This window comes from Microbacterium sp. NPDC055455 (assembly GCF_053619935.1).
In genome coordinates this window covers 1-20,356 of record NZ_JBSHLB010000005.1, presented here as the reverse complement: position 1 = coordinate 20,356, position 20,356 = coordinate 1, and the positions used below count along the sequence as shown (strand labels likewise).

Below are 20,356 nucleotides of genomic sequence, written 5' to 3'. Positions count from 1 at the left end.
GATCGCGGCATGACCAAGGGACCGGCGCCCAGCGCCTCCTATGAGCACCGCAGCTTCGGCGCGCCGGGTGCGCAGCGCACCGTCTTCCTGCTCAGGGCGGGCATCTCGACGCTGTCGGACCCGCGACCGGACCTCACCGCCCGGCGGGACGCGCGCATCGTGGCAGTGGGCCTGACCATCGACGACATCGACGACCCCGCGGCGTATCGCGGGGCGACGGCGGCCGAGATGACGGCCGCGACGATCGCTCGATTCGTCGCGGAGGAGCGTCACGACCGTCCCGTCGGCGTCGTCGGCGTCGGCGACGCCGGCGAGGTGGCGATCCTCGTCGCCGCTCATCTGGGCGCCGGGGTCGACCGCCTGGCGCTCGTCGCCGTGCCCCGGCCGGACACCGAGCTCGGCGGCGCAGAGGTCGCCGAGGTGCTGGCCGGCGTCACCGCTGCCACGCTCATCCTCAACGGACGGGACGATCCCGACGCCGCGGCCCCGGCGGCCCGCTGGTTCGGCGACCGCCTGGCGTCGGCCCGCGTGGAGATGATCCCCGAGACGTCGGATCCGCAGTCGCGCCTCATTCTGGCCGACGTGTGGGAGCGGGTCCTCTCGCACGTCGCGCCGGGGACCGTGCGGTGACCCGCATCGTCGTGCTGACGGGGGCGGGCATCTCGGCCGAGAGCGGCGTACCCACGTTCCGCGATGCCGGCGGGCTGTGGGAGGGGCACGACGTCGAGGACGTCGCGACGCCCGAGGCGTTCGAGCGCGACCCCGACACCGTGCTGGCCTTCTACGACGCGAGGCGGCGGGCGCTGGCATCCGTCGCCCCGAACGCCGCGCACCGCGCCCTCGCGAGGCTCGAGGGGGCGATCGCCGACGACCTGCTCCTCGTGACGCAGAACGTCGACGACCTGCACGAGCGGGCCGGCAGCCGCAATCTCGTGCACATGCACGGCGAGCTGCGCCGCGCGCTGTGCCTGACGTGCGGCGCGCGCCCGGCGTGGGACGGCGACCTTATCGGCCGACCAGCCTGCCCGGTGTGCGGGGAGCGGATGCTGCGGCCCGACGTGGTCTGGTTCGGCGAGATGCCGTACGAGCTCGACCGCATCGAACAGGCCGTCGTCGCGTGCGACGTGTTCGTCTCGATCGGCACGTCGGGCGCCGTCTATCCCGCCGCCGGCTACGTCGCCCTCGCATCGGCATTCGGCGCTCGCACGGTCGAGCTGAACCTGGATCCGAGCGACGCGATCATCCCGTTCGACGATGCGCGCGCCGGCCGGGCGAGCGAGCTGGTGCCGCAGTGGGTGGACGAGATCGTCGAGGGGCGGGCGGAGCCGGGCTGAACCGGCTGCGCGCACCGGCGGCACGCGACGGCGCCGGGCGGAGTTGCTCCACCTGGCGCCGTCGCATCGACGGGTGCGGACTACGTCCGCCCGCCGCCCGAGCGCAGACGCGAGAGCGCGTCGACGGTCGCGGCGAGGATGAGCACGCCGCCGGTGACCAGCAGGTTGACCCCCGCGGGGAGGTTCAGCAGACCGAGGCCGTTCGTGATCGTCGCGATCACGAGCGCGCCGATCGCCGCGTGCATCAGACGCCCCTTGCCGCCGAAGAGGCTGACGCCGCCGACGACCGCCGCGGCGACACCCGAGAGCACGATGTCACGACCGACGGTCGCGTCGACCGATCCGACGCGGGCGACACTGAGGAGCGCGGAGAACACGGCGAGGCTCGAGCAGATGACGAACGCCCACCACTTGATCCACCGCACCTTGACGCCCGAGCGGCGCGCGGCTTCGGCGTTGCCGCCGATGGCGTAGATGTAGCGGCCGAACCGGGTGCGGTCGAGCAGGAACGTGCCGAGCCACAGGATGGCGAGCACCACGGGCACGACGATCGGGACGCCGGCGACCTCGACCACGGACTGGCCGCGGTTCTGGTTGAGCACGAACACGACCACGCCGCCGATGACGGCGATGACGGCCAGCTTGATCCACACCAGCGACAGCGCCCGGTTGGGGACACCCGCGCGCGTGCGGCGCGCGCGGTCCCAGAACGACGTGGCGCCCGAGATGACGAGCATGATCGCGAGCATCACCCATCCGCCCCACACGGGCAGGTTGCCGTTCTGCAGCGCGATCAGCTCGGGTACCTCGAGGCGGAACAGCCCGCCCGGGCCGATGATGACCAGCGCGAGCCCCTGGAAGCCCAGGAACAGGCCCAGCGTCACGACGAACGACGGGATGCCGACCCTGGCGACGAAGAAACCTATCAGCGCGCCGGTGAGGAAGCCGAAGCCGAAGCCGATCAGCAGCGCCAGCGGCCACGGGACGCCCTGCGAGGCGAGCACCACGAACAGGGCCATGCCGACACCGCCGGTGACGCCCGCCGACAGGTCGATCTCGCCCAGCAGCAGCACGAAGACCAGCGCCATGCCGAGCACCACGAGGGTCGCGGCCTGGTTCAGCAGGTTCGCGAAGTTGCGCTCGGTGAGGAAGAACGGGCTCAGGATCGAGAACAGGGTGAACAGGACGACGAGCCCGCCGATGGCCGGGAGCGCGCCCATGTCGCCGCCGCGCACGCGCTGCCACCACGCCCGGAGCTGGTCGCCGACGCCGCCCTCGACGCCGCTGCCGATGAGGTCGCTCGCGAGGGGATCGGGCGCGGCCTCGGTGCGGGTCGCATTCGCGGTCATTCCACGCCTCCTTCGGTGCGGACAGTCGAGGTGTCGAGGATCGTGACGCCCTGGGGTGTCTTGGTGCCGGTGATGTAGCCGACCACGTCGTCGCGCGTGGTCTGGCTCGTCGGGATCTGCGCCACCATCTGGCCGAGGTACAGCACCGCGATGTCGTCGGCGACCTGGAAGACGTCGGCGAGGTTGTGGCTGATGAGGACCACCGCGACGCCCTGCTCGGAGAGGCGTGTGACCAGGTTCAGCACCTGCTCGGTCTGCGCGACGCCCAGGGCCGCCGTCGGCTCGTCGAGGATGACGACGCGGGCCTTCTTGAGGACCGCGCGGGCGATCGCGACGGTCTGCCGCTGCCCGCCGGACAGGCTCGAGACCTTCTGCCGCACCGACTTCACGGTGCGCACGGACAGCGAGCGGAGGGTGTCGGACGCCTCCTTCTCCATGCGGCCCTCGTCGAACGTGCCGAACGACAGCTCCTCGCGACCGAGGAACATGTTCTGCACGATGTCGAGGTTGTCGCAGAGCGCCAGGTCCTGGTAGACGACCTCGATGCCGAGGCCGGAGGCATCCCGAGGCGCGTGGAGGTCGCGGTGCTGGCCGTCGATGAGGACTTCGCCCTCGTCGTACGGCTGCACGCCGGCGAGGCCCTTGATGAGGGTGGACTTCCCGGCGCCGTTGTCACCGACGAGTGCGGTGACCTTGCCGGGGCGGACTTCGAGGTCGACGCCCTTGAGGACGCTGACGGGGCCGAAGGACTTCTTGACGCCGACCAGCTTGATGATCGGCTCTGTGGCGGTGAGTGTGTCTGACATGCTCGCTTCCTTGCGATGACGGTGTTCCGGCGAGAAGGGGCGTCGCGCCCTGCGGCGCGACGCCCCTGCGGTTCAGCCCGCAGGCCCGCCGACTACTCTGCGGTGACTCCGTACTCCTCGCAGGCCGCCATCACTTCCGGCGTGCAGACGTCGTCGTACTCGGCGTCGCCCGCCGCGATGACGTCCTTGACCTGCTCCGGTCCCACCAGGATCGGGGTGACCTGGATGTACGGCGTGCCGTCGTCGAGCTCGGCCTCGGTCGTCACGTCCTCGCCGTTCAGGAGCGCCACCGCGGTCTCGACCGCGGCATCGGCCTCGTCCTTCACCGGCTTGTAGACCGTGGCGGTCTGCCAGCCGAGGAGGATGTTCTGCAGGCCCGCGACGTTCGCGTCCTGTCCCGAGACGGCGACGCCCTCGAGGTTGTTGTCCTGCAGCACCTTGATGACGCCGGCCGCGTTGGTGTCGTTGGCGACCCAGACACCGTCGACCTGGCCGTTGAGCGAGGTCAGCGCCTGCTCGAAGTTGGTCTGCGACTTGGCCTGGTCCCACACCCCCGGGGGCTCCGCCGCCGGCGTGATGCCGGCGCCTTCCATGACCTCGACCGCGCCTTCCTTGAACATGGCCGCGTTGCCGTCGGTCGGGTCGCCGCCCATGTACACCACGACAGCAGTGGCCGGGTCCTTGCCGGCGGCCTCCAGTCCGTCCAGGACCGTCTGGCCCTCGAGGCGGCCGACCTCGACGTTGTCGAACGACACGTAGTAGTCGGCGCCCTCGAACGGACGGTCGTAGGCGATGACGGGGATGCCCTCGCCCTTCGCCTTCGCCGCCACGGCCTCTGCAGCGCCCTGGTAGTCGACCAGGAGCATGACGCCGCAGCCCTGGGTGAGCTGCTGGTCCGCGATCGTCGAGTACTTGTTGACGTCGCCCTGGGCGTTCTGGATGTCGACGTCGAAGCCGGCGCCCTCCAGGCCCTCCTGGAGGTACTTGCGGTCGAAGTTCTCCCAGCGCGGCGAGGATGCCGCGTCGGGGAGGATCACGCACGCGCGGCCCGCGGCGTCGCCGCCGCCGTCGCCGCCGTCGCCCCCGTCCCCGGTGTCGCCGTTGCCGCCGGCGCATCCCGCCAGCACCACCGCGGCCGCGCCCGTGAGGGCCGCCACGGCGAGGAGTGAAGACTTCTTCATCATTCGCCTTTCGTCATTGAAGCGAGCGAGGCCCGGGTCCCTTCCCGTGCGCATCGCGCTGAAAGCGATCATGGCGATGATCGAATCTTGGCGTCAAGTCTTGAACATAACGCTTTGACAACGCCGGGACGCCGGGTCATCGCCCCACTCGTGTTCCCGTGCCGCGAGAGCGCTTTCCGTGCAGAATGCTTATCTGATGCGCATATCAGAAGCAGATTGCGCAGGACTCCACGTAGTGTGCACGGTACGCCGCGGTAGCGTGTTCGTCAAGTGAAGACAGCGAGCGACCCTCGCCCGTCACGCCCGACCGGTCGCCGCCCGCGTGCGACGCGACAGCGAGTCGACGATCACCGCCAGCACGAGCACGACGCCGGTGACCATGAACTGCACAGAAGAGTCGAGGTTGAGCAGCGTCAGGCCCGACGAGATCGACTGGATGACGACGATGCCGATGAGGGCCGAGAACGCGGACCCTCGCCCGCCGAAGAGACTTGTTCCGCCGATGACCGCGGCCGCGATCGCGTTCAGATTGACGTCGCCGGTGCCCGAGCTCTGGTTGGCCGAGGCCAGTCGCGCCGCGGCGAGTATGCCGCCGACGGCGGCGAGCGTCGAGCACATCGCGAACACCGACAGATAGATCCGGTTCACGCGGATGCCGGCGCGACGGGCGGCCTCGACGGAACCGCCGACGGCGTACACCGCGCGTCCCCACCGGGTGCGCGTCAGCAGGAAGTTCATCACGACGACGAGCCCGAGGAAGAACAGGAACATCACGCCCACGCCGCGGTACAGGTTCAGGTACCAGGTCGCGGCGAGGAGGAAGGCCAGGAGCGCGATGCTCCGGGTCGCGATCTCGGCGTAGCTCTGGCTGACGAGGTTGGCGGCGGCACGGCGGTGCGCCCGCCGCACGAGCGACCACGCGAACGCGCCCGCCGCCACCACGGCGAGGACGTACGACGCCCAGGGCGGAAGGAACAGCTGCTGGGCGAACTGCACCAGCCACGAGTCGAACGGGATGGCGATGGAGCCTGTCTCGCCGAGCACCCACAGCTGCAGGCCGAGGAAGCCGAGCAGGCCGGCGAGCGTGATGACGAAGCTGGGCAGGCCGAACCTGGTGAACAGGTAGCCGTAGAGCAGGCCGACGAGACAGCCGATGGCCATGCCCGCGAGGACGGCGATGATGGGGTTCCACTGCAGCTGCACGAACGTGACCGCGAGCACGGCCGCCGCCAAGCCCGACACCGATCCCACGGAGAGGTCGATCTCGCCCACCAGCAGCACCAGCACCACGCCGAGGGCGATCGTGCCGATCGCGGCGCACTGCATCGTGAGGTTCACGAGGTTCTCGCTGGAGAGGAACACCGGGTTCAGAAGCTGGAACACCGTCCAGATCACCGCGATCCCCAGGACGACCGGCAGCGTGCCCAGCTCGCCCTCGCGGATCCGGGCGACGAACCCCTCCCACGCGTGGCGGAGCCCGCTGCCGCTGAGCACGCGCTCCTCGGGGAGCGGCTCGGCCAGACGCTCGTCGCCGCGCGCGCTCATCGCGTCCCCTCCCCGCGGGGCCGCGGCGGCCGCCGCGACCCGCGTCGGGGCATCCGGATCACCGTGCCCCCGGCCGTCTCGGTCTCGACCTGCGGCTCGTCCACGGGAGGCGGCGGCGCCGTGCCGCGATCCGGCGTGCGCCGGAGCGCGGAGTGGTCGGCGGCGCCGGTGATGGCCGCGATGAGGATCTCGCTCGTGACGTCGGCGACGTTGTAGACGCCGTTGTTGCGTCCGAGCCGCAGCACGACGACGCGGTCGGCGACCGCCATGACGTCGGCCATGTTGTGGCTGATGAGGATGACGCCGTGGCCGCGTTCGCGCAGACGCTCGATGAGATTGAGGACCTCCGCCGTCTGCGCCACCCCGAGCGCCGCGGTGGGCTCGTCGAGGATGACCACGCGCGGCTCGCCGATGAGAGACCGCGCGATCGCGACGGTCTGCCGCTGCCCGCCGGACAGCGACGCCACCGGCACCCGGACCGAGGGGATCTTGGCCGACAGCTCGCGCAGCAGCGTCCAGGTGCGCTGCTCCATGCCCACCTCGTCGAGGGTGGCGCCGTCGCGCAGCTCGCGCCCGAGCCACAGGTTCGCCACGACGTCGAGGTTGTCGCACAGCGCGAGGTCCTGGAAGATCGTCTCGATGCCGAGCTCCTGCGCGTCCGCGGGGGAGTGGATGTCGACCGGCTCGCCGTCGAACTCGAGGGTCCCCGCATCCGGCGGATGGACCCCGGCGAGCACCTTGACCAGCGTGGACTTGCCCGCGCCGTTGTCGCCGACGAGGGCGACCACCTCGCCCTCGTTGACCCAGAAGTCCACGTCGGTGAGCGCCTTGACGGCGCCGAAGTGCTTGCCGATGCCGCGCATGGTGAGCACGCGCTCGCGCGGCCTTCCCGTCCGCGGGTGCGTCACCGACATCCTCGCCCCGTCCCCATCATCGCGTCCCGGCCGTTCGCCGCCAGAGACAGGACCCTACCCGATCCCCGCGGCTTCGCACGCATCGGCGTAGGCGGGGGTGCAGATGTCGTCGACGGACCAGAAGCCGTCGGCGACGACGGTGCCCATGATGTCGTCGACGGTGACGGCGACGGGGTCGAGCAGCGTCGCCGGCGTCCCGTCGATCTCCATCGGCGCCGTCACCTCCTCGCCGTTCAGCAGCTTCACGGCGACCTCGGCGGCGAGCTCCGCCTGCGGCTTGATCGCCTTGTAGACGGTCATGTGCTGGTCGCCGGTGAGGATCCGCTGGATCGCCGAGAGCTCGGCATCCTGTCCCGTCACGATCGGGAGGGGATCGACGTCGGCGACGCGCAGCGCCGCGATCGCGCCCCCGGCCGTGGCGTCGTTGGCGGCGTAGACCCCGGTGATCGCGTCGCCGTGCTGCGCGATCTGGCCCGACACCCACTCCTGGGCCTTCTCCGGGCTCCAGCCGGGGGTGTCGTACTCGGCGAGGACGCGCAGCCCGCTCTCGTCGATGATGCTGTGCGCCCCCCGCTTGAACAGCGCGGCGTTGCTGTCGGTGGGCGAGCCGTTGACCATGAGGATGCCGCCGTCCTCGCCGTTGGCCCGCACGCCCTCGACGAACGCCTCCGCCTGCAGGACGCCGACCTTCTCGTTGTCGAACGAGATGTAGTACGCCAGGTCGCCGCCGGCCACGAGGCGGTCGTACGAGATCACCGGCACCCCCTTCGCGTTCGCCGAGGTCACGATGCTGACGGCGGCGTTCGCGTCGACCGGGTCGAGCACGAGCACGCCGGCCCCCGCGGTGAGGGCGGACTCGGCCTGCTGCTGCTGCTTCGCGGCGTCCTGGTCGGCGTTGGCGTACAGGACGCGGTAGTCGCCGAGCTCGGCGATCCGCGCCTCGAACAGCGGGCGGTCGAACGTCTCGTACCGCGCGGTCTTCGCATCGGGCAGCAGCAGGGCGACGGTGTCGTCGGAGGGGGCGCGCCCCGGCGCGGGCGACGTCGTGCACGCCGCCAGCAGCGCGGCGAGGAGGAGGAGAGCGGATGCCGCGACCGCTGCGCTGCGCCGGGTGCGGCCCTGCCGCGACCCGTGGGGGTGCATGCCGCGCATGGGTACGCTCACGCGGTGATGGGCAGCGACGGCGCGCTCGGCAGCTGTGCGTCGACCGTGACGTGATCGAGGGCGATCGCGATCGCCCCGCGCGACTCCGCCCACTCGCCGAACGAAGCCCCGACGATCTCGGGGAGGCCGTCGGCGGACGCGAGCGCCGTGCGCTCGAGGGCATGGCGCATCGGCGCCATGAGGATCTCGCCGGCCTGGCCCAGCTCGCCGCCGATCACGATGAGCCCGGGGTCGACGAGGTTGCACAGGCTCGCCGCGGCGATGCCGATGTGGCGTCCGGCGTCGGCGATGACGCGCCGGGCGGCGCCGTCGCCGGTCTCGGCCGCCTGCAGCAGGTCGCCGAGGCGGTGCATGCCCTCGCTCGGCGGGAAGAGCGACAGCAGCGCCGGCCCGCCGGCGTACGTCTCGAGGCACCCGCGGTTGCTGCAGCGGCAGATCGGCCCGTTCTCGTCGAGCGTCACGTGCCCGATCTGCCCTGCCTTGCCGTTGACGCCCCGGAAGAGGTCGCCGTCGACGATGAGACCGGCGCTGATCGTGTGGCCGACGCGGATGAAGACGCTGGATGCGGCCGCGCGGCCGTTCCCCTCGCGCGCCTCGGCGAGCCCGCCCAGGTTGGCCTCGCTGTCGACGTAGACCGGCCGCCCGATGCGCGCGGACAGGCTCTCGGCGACGTCCACGCCCTCCCAGCCGCGCAGCAGACCCGGGGTCGAGACCATGCCCGTACGCGGGTCGATCGGCGCAGGCAGCGCCAATCCCACCGCCAGGAGGTCGGTGAGCGTGCTTCCGAGCGACTCCATCATGTCGCCCAGCAGGAGCGCCAGCCGGTCGAGCTCGGAGTCATGGCGATGGTCGAGGGGGAGCGGAAGCGACGACTGCGTCACGATGGTGCGCGCGGTGTCGGCGATCGCGATGTGAAGGTGGCGGGAGCTGTAGTGCACGCCGGCGACGAGGCCGAGGCGGCGGGCGAGGGACACCAGCGTGGCGCGGCGGCCGCTGCTGGTGGTGAAGGACGTGTGGAGCAGGCCCGACGCGGTCAGCTCCTTGACGATGTTGGAGACCGTCGCCGGAGACAGGCCGGTGCTGCCGGCGAGCTCGATCTGCGTCAGACGGCCGTGGCGCTTGAGCGACTCGACGACGCGCGCGCGGTTGGCCTCGCGCAGCGAGGTCTGCGAGCCCGGCGGGGCGTTACGGCGTGCCACAGCTTCACTGTAGCGGACCCCCGATTTCGCAGGTCGGGCGGCAATCGCCGGTGGACCTGCCGGTCAGCGGCGCCCTTCGGCGAGGCGGATGAGCACGATGTTGCCGGATTCGTCGACTTCCGCGACGTCCGTATGCGCCTTCACGAACTCCGAGAAGCTCCGGTGGCCGAGAGCCTTCTCGCTGAAGGACGGGTCGAGTCGCTTGATGAGGCTCTTGACCGCGGACGCGTGCTGCCACTCGACGTCGTCCTTGTCGCTCTCCAGGCGCAGCGCGCGCTCCAGCAGCGAGCCCGCCGGGTCCGCCGCGGCTTTCCTGCTGCGACGACGCTGCGGCGCGGCATCCTTCTTGTCCTCCGGGGGTCCTGCCACACCTGGCAGGGCGTCGTACGAGTCGAACTGGTCGCACGCCGCCGCCAGCGACTTCGCCGTCGAGCCGGCGACGCCCACGCCCACGACGAACCGGCCGAGGCGCTTGCAGCGCTGGGCGAGCGGCACGTAGTCGGAGTCGCCCGCGACGATGACGACGTGGGTGAGATCCGGCAGCCGGAACATGTCTTCGACGGCGTCCACGGCGAGGCGGATGTCCGCGCCGTTCTTGGCGTAGGCCGCGGCGGGGAAGAGCTGCACCAGGTCGACCGCCCGCGCGACGAGCTGCGAGCGGTACTCCGCGTTGACCGGCGCGGACCAGTCGGCATAGGCGCGGGTGAGCACGAGGGTCCCGAACGACGTGGCGTAGTCGATGATGGCTCCGACGTCGATGGTGGCGGCGGTCAGGCGCTCGGCGATCTCGGGGTCCGAGCCGCCCGCCGAGATCTTCTGCCGATCGCGCGAGTACGAGTTCTTGCCGTGCACGCGGTCGTACCAGGACATGACGATGTTGTCGAAGTCCAGGTAGACCGCCACGCGGGCGTTCTGCAGTTCGGCCACTTCACTCCTCCCCGGGGTAGCGCACGCCGACGAGCTCGCGGATCTCGTCGAGGGTCTCCATGATCGCGACCGTCTCGTCGATCGGCAGGATGTCGGAGTCGGTGCGTCCCTCGCCGATCACGCGCTCGGCGGCGAGCGCCTGGTACTGCATCCCGCGTCCGTCGATGTCGGAGCGGTACTCCTCGCGGACCGCTCCGTCGGGTCCGACCACGCGGAACGACGTCGCGGAGTACCACACCCGGTCGATCTCGATGCGGGCCTGCGTGCCGATCACCGTGGCCGTGTTGGGACCCGCCGCACGCGATGCCGACAGCGACGTCGAGATCGCGCCCGACTCGTGCGCCATGACGGTGGCGACCTCGGTGTCGGAGCCGGCGTCGCCGAGGCGTGCCGAGGCCGCGATCGACAGCGGGGCGCCCAGGACGTCCCACGCGAACGAGATCGGGTAGATGCCGAGGTCCAGCAGCGCGCCGCCCCCGAGCTCGAGGGCGTTGATGCGGTGCGCCGGGTCGTCCGGCAGGAGCTGCGTGTGATCGGCGATGACGGCGCGCACCTCGCCGAGGGCGCCGGATGCGATGAGCTCGCGGATGCGGACCATGTGCGGGAGGTAGCGGGTCCACATCGCCTCCATCGCGAGCACGCCTCTGGCTGCGGCGGCGTCGCGGACCTCCGCGGCCTCGGCGGCGTTCAGCGTGAACGGCTTCTCCACCAGCACATGCTTGCCGGCCTCGATGGCCAGCAGCGCGTTCGCCGCGTGCATCGGATGCGGCGTCGCGACGTACACGATGTCGACGTCGGGATCGGCGACCAGGTCCTCGTACGAGCCGTGGGCGCGGGGGATGCCGAAGTCGGCGGCGAAGGCGTCGGCGGTCTGCTGCCGGCGCGACCCGACGGCGGCGACGTCCAGTCCGGCGGTGCGGAGGTCGCTCGTGAAAGCGCGGGCGATGCCGCCCGGGCCGAGGATGCCCCAGCGCAGGGACGAGGGGGAAGTCATGAACCGAGGCTATCGCCCCGTCCGCCCCCCTACTGCGTGCGGCTCTCGGCGAGCGCGGGCTGCCCCGGTGCGACGACGAGCGGGTCGAGCGCGCGGGCGAGGTCCTCCACGATGTCGCGCGGATCCTCCAGGCCGATCGACAGGCGCACCGTGGTGCTGCCGATGTGCGCCTCCGCCAGCTGGGTGGGCGTCATGTGGCTGTGGGTCATCGACGCCGGGTGCGCGACGAGACTGCGGGCATCGCCGATGTTGGCGACCAGCTTGACGACCTGGAGGCGGGCGATGACCTCCTCGACGAGGCGGAAGTCCGCCTCGTCGTCCCCCGACGAGGGGAGGTCGAACGCGAACACCGAGCTCGCGCCCCGCGGCAGGTAGGTCTGCGCGCTGCGGTGCCACGGGCTGGACTCCAGGCCGGGGTGATGCACGCGCGCCACCGCCGGATGCGTCTCGAGGAACCGCGCGACGGTCAGCGCGCTCGAGGTGTGCCGCTGGACGCGCAGGTCGAGCGTCTCGATGCCCTGCAGCAGCTGGAAGGCGTTGAACGCCGAGAGCGAGGGCCCGAGGTCGTGGACGTACTTGGTCTTCACGAGCGCGATGTAGGGGGAGCCGGTGGCGCCGAACCGCTCGACGAGGCTGCCGTCCGGAACGCGGGCGTAGGTCTGCGTCAGCTGCGGCCAGCGATCGGGCTCCGCCGTGAAATCGAAGGTGCCGAGATCGACCACCACACCGCCCAGCGATGTGCCGTGGCCGCCGAGGAACTTGGTCGCGGAGTGCACGACGATGTCGGCGCCGAAGTCCTTCGCCCGCTGGAGGTAGGGCGTCGCGACCGTGTTGTCGATCACGAGGGGCACGCCGGCGCGGCGTGCGACCGCCGCGACGGCGCCCAGATCCAGGACCTGCGCGATGGGGTTCGAGATCGATTCCGCGAACAGGGCGCGCGTGGTCGGGCGGATGGCGGCCTGCCAGGCTCCGAGGTCGTCCTGGTCGACGAAGGTCACCTCGATGCCCCAGTCGGCGAACGTGTCGTTCAGAAGGTCGACCGTGCCGCCGTAGAGCTGGCGTGCGGCGACGATGTGCTCACCCTGCTTGGCCAGCGCCAGCAGCGCGACCGCGACGGCCGCCTGGCCGGAGGACACGCCCGCCGCGGCGATCCCGCCCTCGAGCTCGGCGACGCGTCGCTCGAAGACGAGGACCGTCGGGTTGGCCGCCCGGCTGTAGATGTTGCCGTCCTTGCGCAGCGCGAAGAGGTCGCGGGCCTCGCTGAGCGAGCGGAACTCGAACGCGTTGGACTGGTGGATCGAGGGCACGGCGGTGTTCTCCGCCACGCCCGGGACGAAGCCGGCCTGCACCTGGGCCGTCGCGAAGGAGCGCGGGGCGGCGTGGGGCGTGTCGGACGCGCAGACCGATTCGGGCATACAGAGCATTGTCGGGCCGCACCGCTGCCCGGCGCGCGTCGTGTGTCGTACTGTTGCGGCGCCGGGCGGTGGGCGCCTGCGGTCAGGGGACGAGGACGACCTTGCCGTCGACGCCGGCCTCGACAGCGTGGTGGGCCTCGGCGGCCGCCGCGAGGGCGAAGGAGGGGCCGAGCTCGACGGAGAACGCGCCTGCGGCGAGCAGCGCGAGCGTCACCGGCACGGCCTCGATCCGCCACGCCTGCTGCTGCGCGGTGAGCGGCACGGGCGAACCGCCGGAGAAGGCGCGGATGCCGAGGCCGGGCGCATCCCGTCCGCGGACGAGTGTCGCGACGCGGTCGCGATCCGGGACCAGCCCGATCGAGGTCTGCAGGGCCTCGTCGGTGCCTGCGGCGTCGATCGCGACCGTCACACCCCGGGGAGCAGCCTCCCTGACACGGTCGGCGAGCCCGTCCCCGTAGGCGATGGGGATGCCGCCCAGCGCGCGCACGCGCTCGAACCGGCGCTCGGACGACGTGGCGATCACCGTCGCGCCCCAGAGCACCGCGTACTGGATCAGCGCCTGGCCGACGGCGCCCGAGCCGCCGTGCACGAGCAGCGTGTCGCCGGAGCCGACGCCGAGCGAGCGCAGCGTCTGATAGGCCGTGCCGACGGGGATGCCCAGCGCCGCGCCCTCGGCGGCGCTCACCTGCGGCGGTCGCCGGAAGAGGTGCCCGGCCCCGACGACGACGTCTCTCGCGTACGCGCCCGAGGCGCCGGCGAACACCACGGGGTCGCCGGCGCGGAAGCCGTCGACGCCCTCGCCCACCGCGGTGACCACGCCGGCGCCGTCGCTGCCGACCCGGCGCGGCGTAGTGATGGGCGCGGACGTGCGCACGCCGCTGCGGAGCTTGACGTCGATCGGGTTGACCCCCGCCGCCGTCACCTCGACGGCGACTTCTCCCGGCCCGGGCACCGGGTCGGGTGCCTCGATCACGCGCAGGACGTCGGGGGCGCCGAACTCGGTGTAAGCGATCGCGGTGGTCATGTCGGCAGAGCTCCTGTCTCGCGGCGGTCGTCGGCGTCGTCGGGACTCCCAGCCTGTCAAATGTGCGGGCGACTGGGTCGCTCAGCCGCGCAGCGCCTTCTGGATCCGCTGCAGCGACACCGGCTCCGCCGTTCCCAGCGTCTGCGCGAAGAGGCTGACGCGGTACTCCTCGAGCAGCCAGCGCGCGTGCACGAGGGAGGGCGGCGCGTCCTCTGCCGGCGGGATCGTGCCCCCCGCGTCGGCGAACAGCGCGGCCGCGCGCTCGAACTCGGTCATGCGCTGGCGGTCGCGGCCGGGGTTGTCGGACAGCGCGCGCACCCGGTCCCGCGCGCCGCGCAGGTAGCGGGGGACGTGGGCGAGCCGGTCGGTCCCCGTCCGGGCGGCGAAGCCCGGGAACACGAGCCCGGCGAGCTGGCCCTTCACGTCGCCCAGCGCCCCCAGCAGCGTCAGCGAGTTCGCATCGCGCATCGTCCGCTCCACCTCGCGGGCCGCGGTGAGGATGCGCGCGGCGAGGGACACCGTCTGGAACAGCTCGTCGACGACGACGGCCGACAGCGCGTCGCGCACCTCCTCGAACCGTGCCCGGGTGCGCACCGTGCCGTCGTGCGCCGTCCGGGCGATCACCGCGTCGGCGACGGCCACCCGGCAGTCCTCGATGAGCGCCTTGGCGGACGGGTACGGAGATGCCGCGAGCGCGAGCTTCTCCGCGGAGGTGAGGTGCTCGAGCACGTACGCCGCCGGCGAGGCGACCGACAGCAGCACCAGCCGGCGCACGCCCTGCCGCGTCTCCCGTGCTGCCGCTTCCGGGGTCGCCTCGATCCGGAGCGCGACCGTCGGTCCCTCGTCGACGATGGCGGGGTACCCGCGCACGACGCCGCCGGCCACTCTGGTGTCGACCACGTCGGGGAGGTCTCCGAAGCTCCACTCGGTCAGGCCCGCGCGCTCGGCGAAGCCCGGCGAGGCCTGCACACCGGCCGCGCCGTTCGCCGCGCCCGGGCCGGCCGCGCGCGGGGCTGCAGCGGCCATCGACGCCGCGGGGCCCGGTCTGGTCGACGCGGCCCGGGCGGTGAGCGACTTCGAGACGGACGCGCGGACCCGGTCCGACAGGCGCTCCTGCAGCGACCGGAGGTCGCGGTCCGAGCCCACGGTGCGTCCGCGCTCGTCGACCGCGCGGAACGAGACCTGCAGATGCGCCGGGACGCGGTCGAGCTCGAAGTCCTCCGCGGTGACGGGCTGGTTCGCGACCCGCTGGATGCGGGCGGCGAGCGCCTGGCGCAGCGGCAGCGGCGGCAAGCCGTCGTGCGCCTCGGGGCCCTGCCCCGCCAGATCCGTGGCGAACGTCGCCGCCCAGTCGGCGGCGGGCACGACGTGCCGGCGGATGGCCTTGGGAAGCGACCGCAGCAGCGCGGTGATGAGCTCGTCCCGCATGCCGGGCACCTGCCAGTCGAACCCGTCCGGTCGCAGCTGTGCGAGCAGCGCGAGCGGCACCACGGCCGTGACGCCGTCGTCGGGTGCGCCGGGCTCGAAGCGGTAGGCCAGCGAGATCACCTGGTCGCCCTGCGTCCAGCGCGCAGGGAAGTCGCGCTCGTCGCCGCGGGAGCCCTCGTCGACGAGGTCGGCCTCGGTCATGTCCAGAAGTCGCGGCGTGCGGGCCGACGCCTCCTTCCACCACGCCTCGAACGACCGGGCGTCGAACACGTCGCGTGGGATCCGTGCGTCGTAGAACCGGAACACCGCCTCGTCGCCGACCAGGATGTCGCGGCGGCGCTCGCGCTCCTCGATCTTCTCCAGGCGGCGCCGCAGCTCGAGATTGCGTCGTTCGAAGGCGGTCAGCCGCTTGTCGAGGTGCGACGAGTCCCACTCGCCCTCGACGAGCGCGTGCCGCACGAACAGCTCGCGCGCGAAGGGGCGGTCGAACCGGGCGAGCTGCACCCGGCGCTTCGGAATGATCTCGAGGCCGAAGAGCGTGACCTTCTCGTAGGCGGATGCCGCTCCCGACGCCTTCGACCAGTGCGGCTCGCTGAGCGAGCGCTTCGCCAGATCGCCCGCGAGCGGCTCGGCCCACGCGGGATCGATCGCGGCGACGGTGCGCGCGAAGAGGCGGCTGGTCTCGACGACCTCGGCGGCCATCACGGCGCTCGGCCGCTTCTTCTTCAGCCCGGAGCCGGGGAAGATCGCGAAGCGCGTGCCGCGCGAGCCGACGTACTCGGCGCCGCGCCGCTGCTCGGCGCGGTCGGAGCGCTCCGACCCGCCCCGTCCACGGGCGGAGGCGCTGGCGGTGCGCTCGTCGAGGATGCCGAGCTGCGACAGCAGACCCGACAGGATCGCCTTGTGGATCTCGTCGGGGTCGGCGACCGCACCGCCCGCACCCGCGCGGGTCGACGCGCGTGGCGCGTTCACGAGCGCGCTCAGCTGACGATGGACGTCGGCCCATTCGCGCACGCGCACGTAGTTCAGGTGCTCGGCACGGCACAGGCGCCGGAAGGCGCTGGAGCCGAGCTCGGCCTGCTTCTCCTGCAGGTGGTTCCAGAGGTTCAGCAGGCTCAGGAAGTCGCTCGACGGGTCGGTGAACCGGGCGTGGAGCCGGTCGGCCTCCTCGCGCCGCTCCTCCGGCCGCTCGCGGACGTCCTGGATCGACAGGCCCGCGACGATCGCCAGCACGTCGCGCAGCACGCCGCTGCGGCGCGCCTCGACGAGCATACGTGCGAAGCGCGGGTCGATGGGCAGACGCGAGATCTCGCGGCCCATGTCGGTGAGAGCGGGGTGGTCGCGTCCGGCGCCGGAGCCGGAGGGGCGGACCGCGCCGAGCTCGATCAGCAGGTCGAGCGCGGCCTTCACACCGCGGGAGTCGGGGGGTGTGAGGAACGGGAACGACGAGATGTCGCCGAAGCCGAGCGAGAGCATCTGCAGGATGACCGATGCCAGGCTGGTCCGCAGGATCTCGGGCTCGGTGAACTCCGGCCGCGTCTGGAAGTCGTCCTCACCGTACAGGCGGATCGCCACGCCGGGGCTGGTGCGCCCGGCGCGACCCGAGCGCTGCTGCGCGGACGCCTGCGACACCGGCTCGATCGGCAGGCGCTGCACCTTGCTGCGGTTGCTGTAGCGCGAGATGCGCGCCGTGCCGGTGTCGACGACGTACCGGATGCCGGGCACGGTGAGGCTGGTCTCGGCGACGTTCGTGGCGAGGATCACCCGCCGGCGGACCCCCGCCAGCCGCGACGGCTCGAACACGCGATGCTGCTCCGCTGAGGACAGGCGCCCGTAGAGCGGGAGCACCTCGGTGGGAGCGGCGTCCTTCGCGTACATGCCGCGCACCGCGTCGGCGGCGTCGCGGATCTCGGCTTCGCCGGGCAGGAACACCAGCACGTCGCCGGCGGGCTCGCGGTCGAGCTCGCGCAGGGCCGAGGTGATGCCGTCCACGTCGTCGGAGTCCTCGTCGCCGGACTGCGCCGGCGGACGGTAGCGCACCTCGACGGGGTACGTGCGACCGGACACCTCGATGATCGGCGCGGGCGTGCCGTCGGCGCGGGCGAAGTGCTTCGCGAAGCTCTCGGGGTCGATCGTGGCGCTGGTGATGACGACCTTGAGGTCGGGCCGCCTGGGCAGGATGCGGTGGAGGTACCCCAGGAGGAAGTCGACGTTGAGCGAGCGCTCGTGCGCCTCGTCGACGATGATCATGTCGTACCGTCGCAGCAGCCGGTCACGGTGGATCTCGTTGAGGAGGATGCCGTCGGTGAGGAGCGCGATCCGGGTGTCCTCCGACACCTTGTCGGTGAAGCGCACCTTGTAGCCGACGGTCGTGCCGAGCGGGACGCGCAGCTCCTCGGCGATGCGCTCGGCGATCGTGCGCGCGGCGATGCGGCGCGGCTGGGTGTGCGCGATGCGCGTGCGACCGAGCTCCAGCGCGATCTTCGGCAGCTGCGTCGTCTTGCCCGAGCCCGTCGCGCCGGCGACGATCACGACCTGGTGATCCCGGATGGCGTGCGCGATCTCCTCCCGCGCCGCACTGACGGGCAGCTCGGGGGGATACGAGATGACGGGCTCGGGCGCAGACATAGCCTTCGATCGTATCCCGTCGCAGCCGCTGACGGCGATGGGTGGAGCCTCCCCGGCCGCGCCCGCGCGGACGCGCCTAGGCTGAACGCATGACAGTCCCCAGCGTGACCCTCAACGACGGCAACTCGATCCCTCAGCTCGGCTACGGCGTCTTCAAGGTCCCGCCCGCCGACACCGAGCGGGCCGTCGCCGAGGCGCTCGAGGTCGGCTACCGCCACATCGACACGGCCGCCATCTACGGCAACGAGGAAGGCGTCGGGAAGGCGATCGCGGCGAGCGGGATCGGCCGCGACGAGCTCTTCATCACCACCAAGCTGTGGAATGACCGGCACCACGACGACGAGCCGCACGCCGCCATCCGCGAGAGCCTCGGCAAGCTCGGCCTCGAGAAGGTCGACCTCTACCTCGTGCACTGGCCGACGCCCGCCAAGGACGACTACGTGCACGCCTGGGAGAAGATGGTCGAGCTCCGCGACGCCGGCCTCACCCGCAGCATCGGCGTCTCCAACCACCTGGTCCCGCACCTCGAGCGGATCGTCGCCGCCACGGGGGTCGTGCCCGCCGTGAACCAGATCGAGCTGCACCCCGCGTACCAGCAGCGCGAGATCACCGACTGGGCCGCAGCGCACGACGTGCGGATCGAGTCGTGGGGTCCGCTCGGCCAGGGCAAGTACGACCTGTTCGACGCGGAGCCCGTCGCCGCCGCGGCCGCCGCGCACGCGAAGACGCCCGCGCAGGCGGTGCTGCGCTGGCACCTGCAGAAGGGCTTCATCGTCTTCCCGAAGTCGGTGCGCCGGGAGCGCCTCGAGGAGAACCTCGACGTCTTCGACTTCGAGCTCACCGCCGATGAGGTCGCCGCGATCGACGCCATGGACCCGGGCGACGGCTCGGGCCGCGTCAGCGCGCATCCCGACGAGGTGAACTGACCACGAGCGGCGAGGGAGCGGATGCCGTGAACCCGCGTCTCGCGGAGGCCACCAGCCCCTACCTGCGTGCCCACGCCGGCAACCCCGTCGCGTGGTTCCCGTGGGGCGAGGAGGCGTTCGCCGAGGCGCGCCGACGCGACGTCCCGGTCATGGTGTCGATCGGATACTCGACCTGTCACTGGTGCCACGTCATGGCTCGCGAGTCGTTCGAGGACGACCGCACCGCCGCCGAGCTCGACGCCGGGTTCGTGTCGATCAAGGTCGACCGCGAGGAGCACCCGGAGGTGGACGCGGCGTACATGGCCGCCGCCGCCGCGTTCGCCCAGAGCCTCGGCTGGCCGCTCACGGTCTTCGCCACGCCCGAGGGGCGCCCCTTCTACGCCGGCACCTACTTCCCGCCCGAGCCCCGCGCGGGCATGCCGTCGTTCCGCCAGGTGCTCGCCGCGGTGCGCGAGGCCTGGATCGAGCGCCGCGATCAGATCGATGCGACCGCGGACGCCGTCGCCGACGCGCTCGCCGACGTCCGCGCCGCGGCGCCCGCCGGTGACGTCGAGCTGCCGACGGCGGACGAGCTGGCGGCGGCCGCGGTGGCACTGGCCGCGCGGGAGGACCCTCGGCACGGCGGGTTCGGCGATCCCGCCGCGCCCGCCCCGAAGTTCCCGGTCGCGACGGCGCTGCGGTTCCTGCAGTCCATCCTCGTGCGCGACAGGGCGCCCGAGGCGTCCGCCGTCGCCGACCGGGCGCTGGAGGCGATGGCGTCCTCCGAGCTGCGCGACCGGGTCGAGGGCGGGTTCTTCCGCTACGCCACCCGTCCGGACTGGACGGTGCCGCACTACGAGCGCATGCTGACCGACAACGCACAGCTGCTCGACGTCGCGATGGACGCGGCACCCGCCCGCCAGGACGTCGCGCGCGGCGTCGCCGGCTTCCTCACAGAGGTCCTGCAGCAGCCCGGCGGCGGCTTCGGCGCCGCGCAGGACTCGGAGTCGTGGATCGCCGGCGTGCGCAGCGAGGGCGGCTACTACCTCCGCGACGCGACCGCGCGCGAGCTGCTCGAGGCGCCCGCCGTCGACGGCAAGGTGGTGACCGGGTGGAACGGCCTCGCGATCGGCGCACTGGCCCGCGCCGGCGCCCGGCTGGGCGAGCCGTCGTGGATCGAGGCGGCGCGGTGGGCCGCCGACGCCGTGCTCGAGGTGAACATCGATGCCGAGGGGCGGCTCGTGAGGGCCTCGCTGGACGAGGTGCCCTCCCGCGCCCGCGCGACCCTCGCCGACCACGGCCAGCTGGCGTCCGGGCTCCTCGCGCTCGCCGCGGCGACCGGCGAGGTCGCCTACGCCGTGACCGCGCGGGCGCTCGTCGACGCCTGTGCCGCCGCCGGGGGGGGCCGGGGGGGCGGGGGGCCGCGGGCGGGGGGGGGCGCCCCCCCCGGCCGGGGGGGGGGCGCGGGGGGGGGGGGGCCGCGCGCGCCCGCGCCCGGTATGCCCGCCTGGGGAGCGGCTCGCCCCACCCCGCCGCCACGCTG

The 20,356-nt window shown here is 72.4% G+C and carries 16 protein-coding genes; 4 read left to right on the top strand and 12 right to left on the bottom strand.

The window, feature by feature from the left end:
• The first annotated feature begins 9 nt into the window (after positions 1–9).
• Together ACWGUG_RS13600 and ACWGUG_RS13595 are read left to right on the top strand one after the other, a co-directional pair.
• Complete coding sequence (locus ACWGUG_RS13600; RefSeq protein WP_452324987.1) at positions 10–630, top strand: hypothetical protein; 621 nt, start codon at positions 10–12, stop codon at positions 628–630.
• Complete coding sequence (locus tag ACWGUG_RS13595; RefSeq protein WP_336396521.1) at positions 627–1,334, top strand: NAD-dependent deacylase; 708 nt, start codon at positions 627–629, stop codon at positions 1,332–1,334. The genes ACWGUG_RS13600 and ACWGUG_RS13595 overlap by 4 nt, the downstream gene beginning before the upstream one ends.
• A gap of 80 nt (positions 1,335–1,414) precedes the next feature.
• Here the strand turns inward: ACWGUG_RS13595 and ACWGUG_RS13590 are convergent, their stop codons facing one another.
• From ACWGUG_RS13590 to hrpA, 12 genes are all read right to left on the bottom strand, one after another.
• Complete coding sequence (locus ACWGUG_RS13590) at positions 1,415–2,683, bottom strand: sugar ABC transporter permease (protein WP_336396520.1); 1,269 nt, start codon at positions 2,681–2,683, stop codon at positions 1,415–1,417.
• Complete coding sequence (locus tag ACWGUG_RS13585) at positions 2,680–3,489, bottom strand: ATP-binding cassette domain-containing protein (protein ID WP_336396519.1); 810 nt, start codon at positions 3,487–3,489, stop codon at positions 2,680–2,682. Before ACWGUG_RS13585 ends, ACWGUG_RS13590 begins: the two co-directional genes overlap by 4 nt.
• A gap of 92 nt (positions 3,490–3,581) precedes the next feature.
• Complete coding sequence (locus tag ACWGUG_RS13580; protein ID WP_452324986.1) at positions 3,582–4,673, bottom strand: sugar ABC transporter substrate-binding protein; 1,092 nt, start codon at positions 4,671–4,673, stop codon at positions 3,582–3,584.
• 294 nt (positions 4,674–4,967) lie between these two features.
• Positions 4,968–6,215: a sugar ABC transporter permease gene (locus ACWGUG_RS13575; RefSeq protein ID WP_452324985.1), complete on the bottom strand. Its 1,248-nt coding sequence runs from the start codon at positions 6,213–6,215 to the stop codon at positions 4,968–4,970.
• A complete protein-coding gene (locus tag ACWGUG_RS13570) occupies positions 6,212–7,129 on the bottom strand; it encodes an ATP-binding cassette domain-containing protein (protein ID WP_452324984.1) in 918 nt (305 codons plus the stop codon). The genes ACWGUG_RS13575 and ACWGUG_RS13570 overlap by 4 nt, the downstream gene beginning before the upstream one ends.
• A gap of 54 nt (positions 7,130–7,183) precedes the next feature.
• The gene (locus ACWGUG_RS13565; RefSeq protein WP_336396515.1) at positions 7,184–8,293 is read right to left on the bottom strand and encodes a substrate-binding domain-containing protein; all 1,110 of its coding nucleotides are present in this window, start codon (positions 8,291–8,293) and stop codon (positions 7,184–7,186) included.
• Positions 8,290–9,492: an ROK family transcriptional regulator gene (locus ACWGUG_RS13560; protein ID WP_336396514.1), complete on the bottom strand. Its 1,203-nt coding sequence runs from the start codon at positions 9,490–9,492 to the stop codon at positions 8,290–8,292. Before ACWGUG_RS13560 ends, ACWGUG_RS13565 begins: the two co-directional genes overlap by 4 nt.
• A gap of 63 nt (positions 9,493–9,555) precedes the next feature.
• Complete coding sequence (locus ACWGUG_RS13555; protein ID WP_336396513.1) at positions 9,556–10,419, bottom strand: NYN domain-containing protein; 864 nt, start codon at positions 10,417–10,419, stop codon at positions 9,556–9,558.
• 1 nt (position 10,420) lies between these two features.
• Positions 10,421–11,413, bottom strand: coding sequence for a Gfo/Idh/MocA family protein (locus ACWGUG_RS13550; RefSeq protein WP_336396512.1), 993 nt, complete (start codon positions 11,411–11,413; stop codon positions 10,421–10,423).
• A gap of 29 nt (positions 11,414–11,442) precedes the next feature.
• Positions 11,443–12,828 carry an O-acetylhomoserine aminocarboxypropyltransferase/cysteine synthase family protein gene (locus ACWGUG_RS13545; protein ID WP_452324983.1) on the bottom strand — a complete coding sequence of 462 codons (1,386 nt, stop codon included), beginning with the start codon at positions 12,826–12,828 and terminating at the stop codon, positions 11,443–11,445.
• An 82-nt stretch (positions 12,829–12,910) separates the two neighbouring features.
• Complete coding sequence (locus ACWGUG_RS13540; protein ID WP_452324982.1) at positions 12,911–13,852, bottom strand: quinone oxidoreductase family protein; 942 nt, start codon at positions 13,850–13,852, stop codon at positions 12,911–12,913.
• A gap of 81 nt (positions 13,853–13,933) precedes the next feature.
• Positions 13,934–17,908 (bottom strand): ATP-dependent RNA helicase HrpA, encoded by a 3,975-nt coding sequence (gene hrpA, locus ACWGUG_RS13535; protein WP_452324981.1) that lies wholly within the window; start codon positions 17,906–17,908, stop codon positions 13,934–13,936.
• Positions 17,909–17,997: 89 nt separating this feature from the next.
• Between hrpA and ACWGUG_RS13530 the strand changes: the two genes are divergently transcribed.
• Both ACWGUG_RS13530 and ACWGUG_RS13525 read left to right on the top strand, forming a co-directional pair.
• The gene (locus tag ACWGUG_RS13530) at positions 17,998–18,834 is read left to right on the top strand and encodes an aldo/keto reductase (RefSeq protein ID WP_336396508.1); all 837 of its coding nucleotides are present in this window, start codon (positions 17,998–18,000) and stop codon (positions 18,832–18,834) included.
• A 26-nt stretch (positions 18,835–18,860) separates the two neighbouring features.
• Positions 18,861–20,356, top strand: a 1,496-nt coding sequence (locus ACWGUG_RS13525; protein WP_452324980.1) for a thioredoxin domain-containing protein, incomplete at its 3' end; no start/stop codon positions are given.

Coding starts and splice junctions, on each gene's coding strand:
- ACWGUG_RS13600 (WP_452324987.1), top strand. CDS start 10: ATGACCAAGGGACCGGCGCCCAGCGCCTCCTATGAGCACCGCAGCTTC.
- ACWGUG_RS13590 (WP_336396520.1), bottom strand. CDS start 2,683: ATGACCGCGAATGCGACCCGCACCGAGGCCGCGCCCGATCCCCTCGCG.
- ACWGUG_RS13585 (WP_336396519.1), bottom strand. CDS start 3,489: ATGTCAGACACACTCACCGCCACAGAGCCGATCATCAAGCTGGTCGGC.
- ACWGUG_RS13580 (WP_452324986.1), bottom strand. CDS start 4,673: ATGATGAAGAAGTCTTCACTCCTCGCCGTGGCGGCCCTCACGGGCGCG.
- ACWGUG_RS13575 (WP_452324985.1), bottom strand. CDS start 6,215: ATGAGCGCGCGCGGCGACGAGCGTCTGGCCGAGCCGCTCCCCGAGGAG.
- ACWGUG_RS13570 (WP_452324984.1), bottom strand. CDS start 7,129: ATGTCGGTGACGCACCCGCGGACGGGAAGGCCGCGCGAGCGCGTGCTC.
- ACWGUG_RS13550 (WP_336396512.1), bottom strand. CDS start 11,413: ATGACTTCCCCCTCGTCCCTGCGCTGGGGCATCCTCGGCCCGGGCGGC.
- ACWGUG_RS13545 (WP_452324983.1), bottom strand. CDS start 12,828: ATGCCCGAATCGGTCTGCGCGTCCGACACGCCCCACGCCGCCCCGCGC.
- ACWGUG_RS13540 (WP_452324982.1), bottom strand. CDS start 13,852: ATGACCACCGCGATCGCTTACACCGAGTTCGGCGCCCCCGACGTCCTG.
- hrpA (WP_452324981.1), bottom strand. CDS start 17,908: ATGTCTGCGCCCGAGCCCGTCATCTCGTATCCCCCCGAGCTGCCCGTC.
- ACWGUG_RS13530 (WP_336396508.1), top strand. CDS start 17,998: ATGACAGTCCCCAGCGTGACCCTCAACGACGGCAACTCGATCCCTCAG.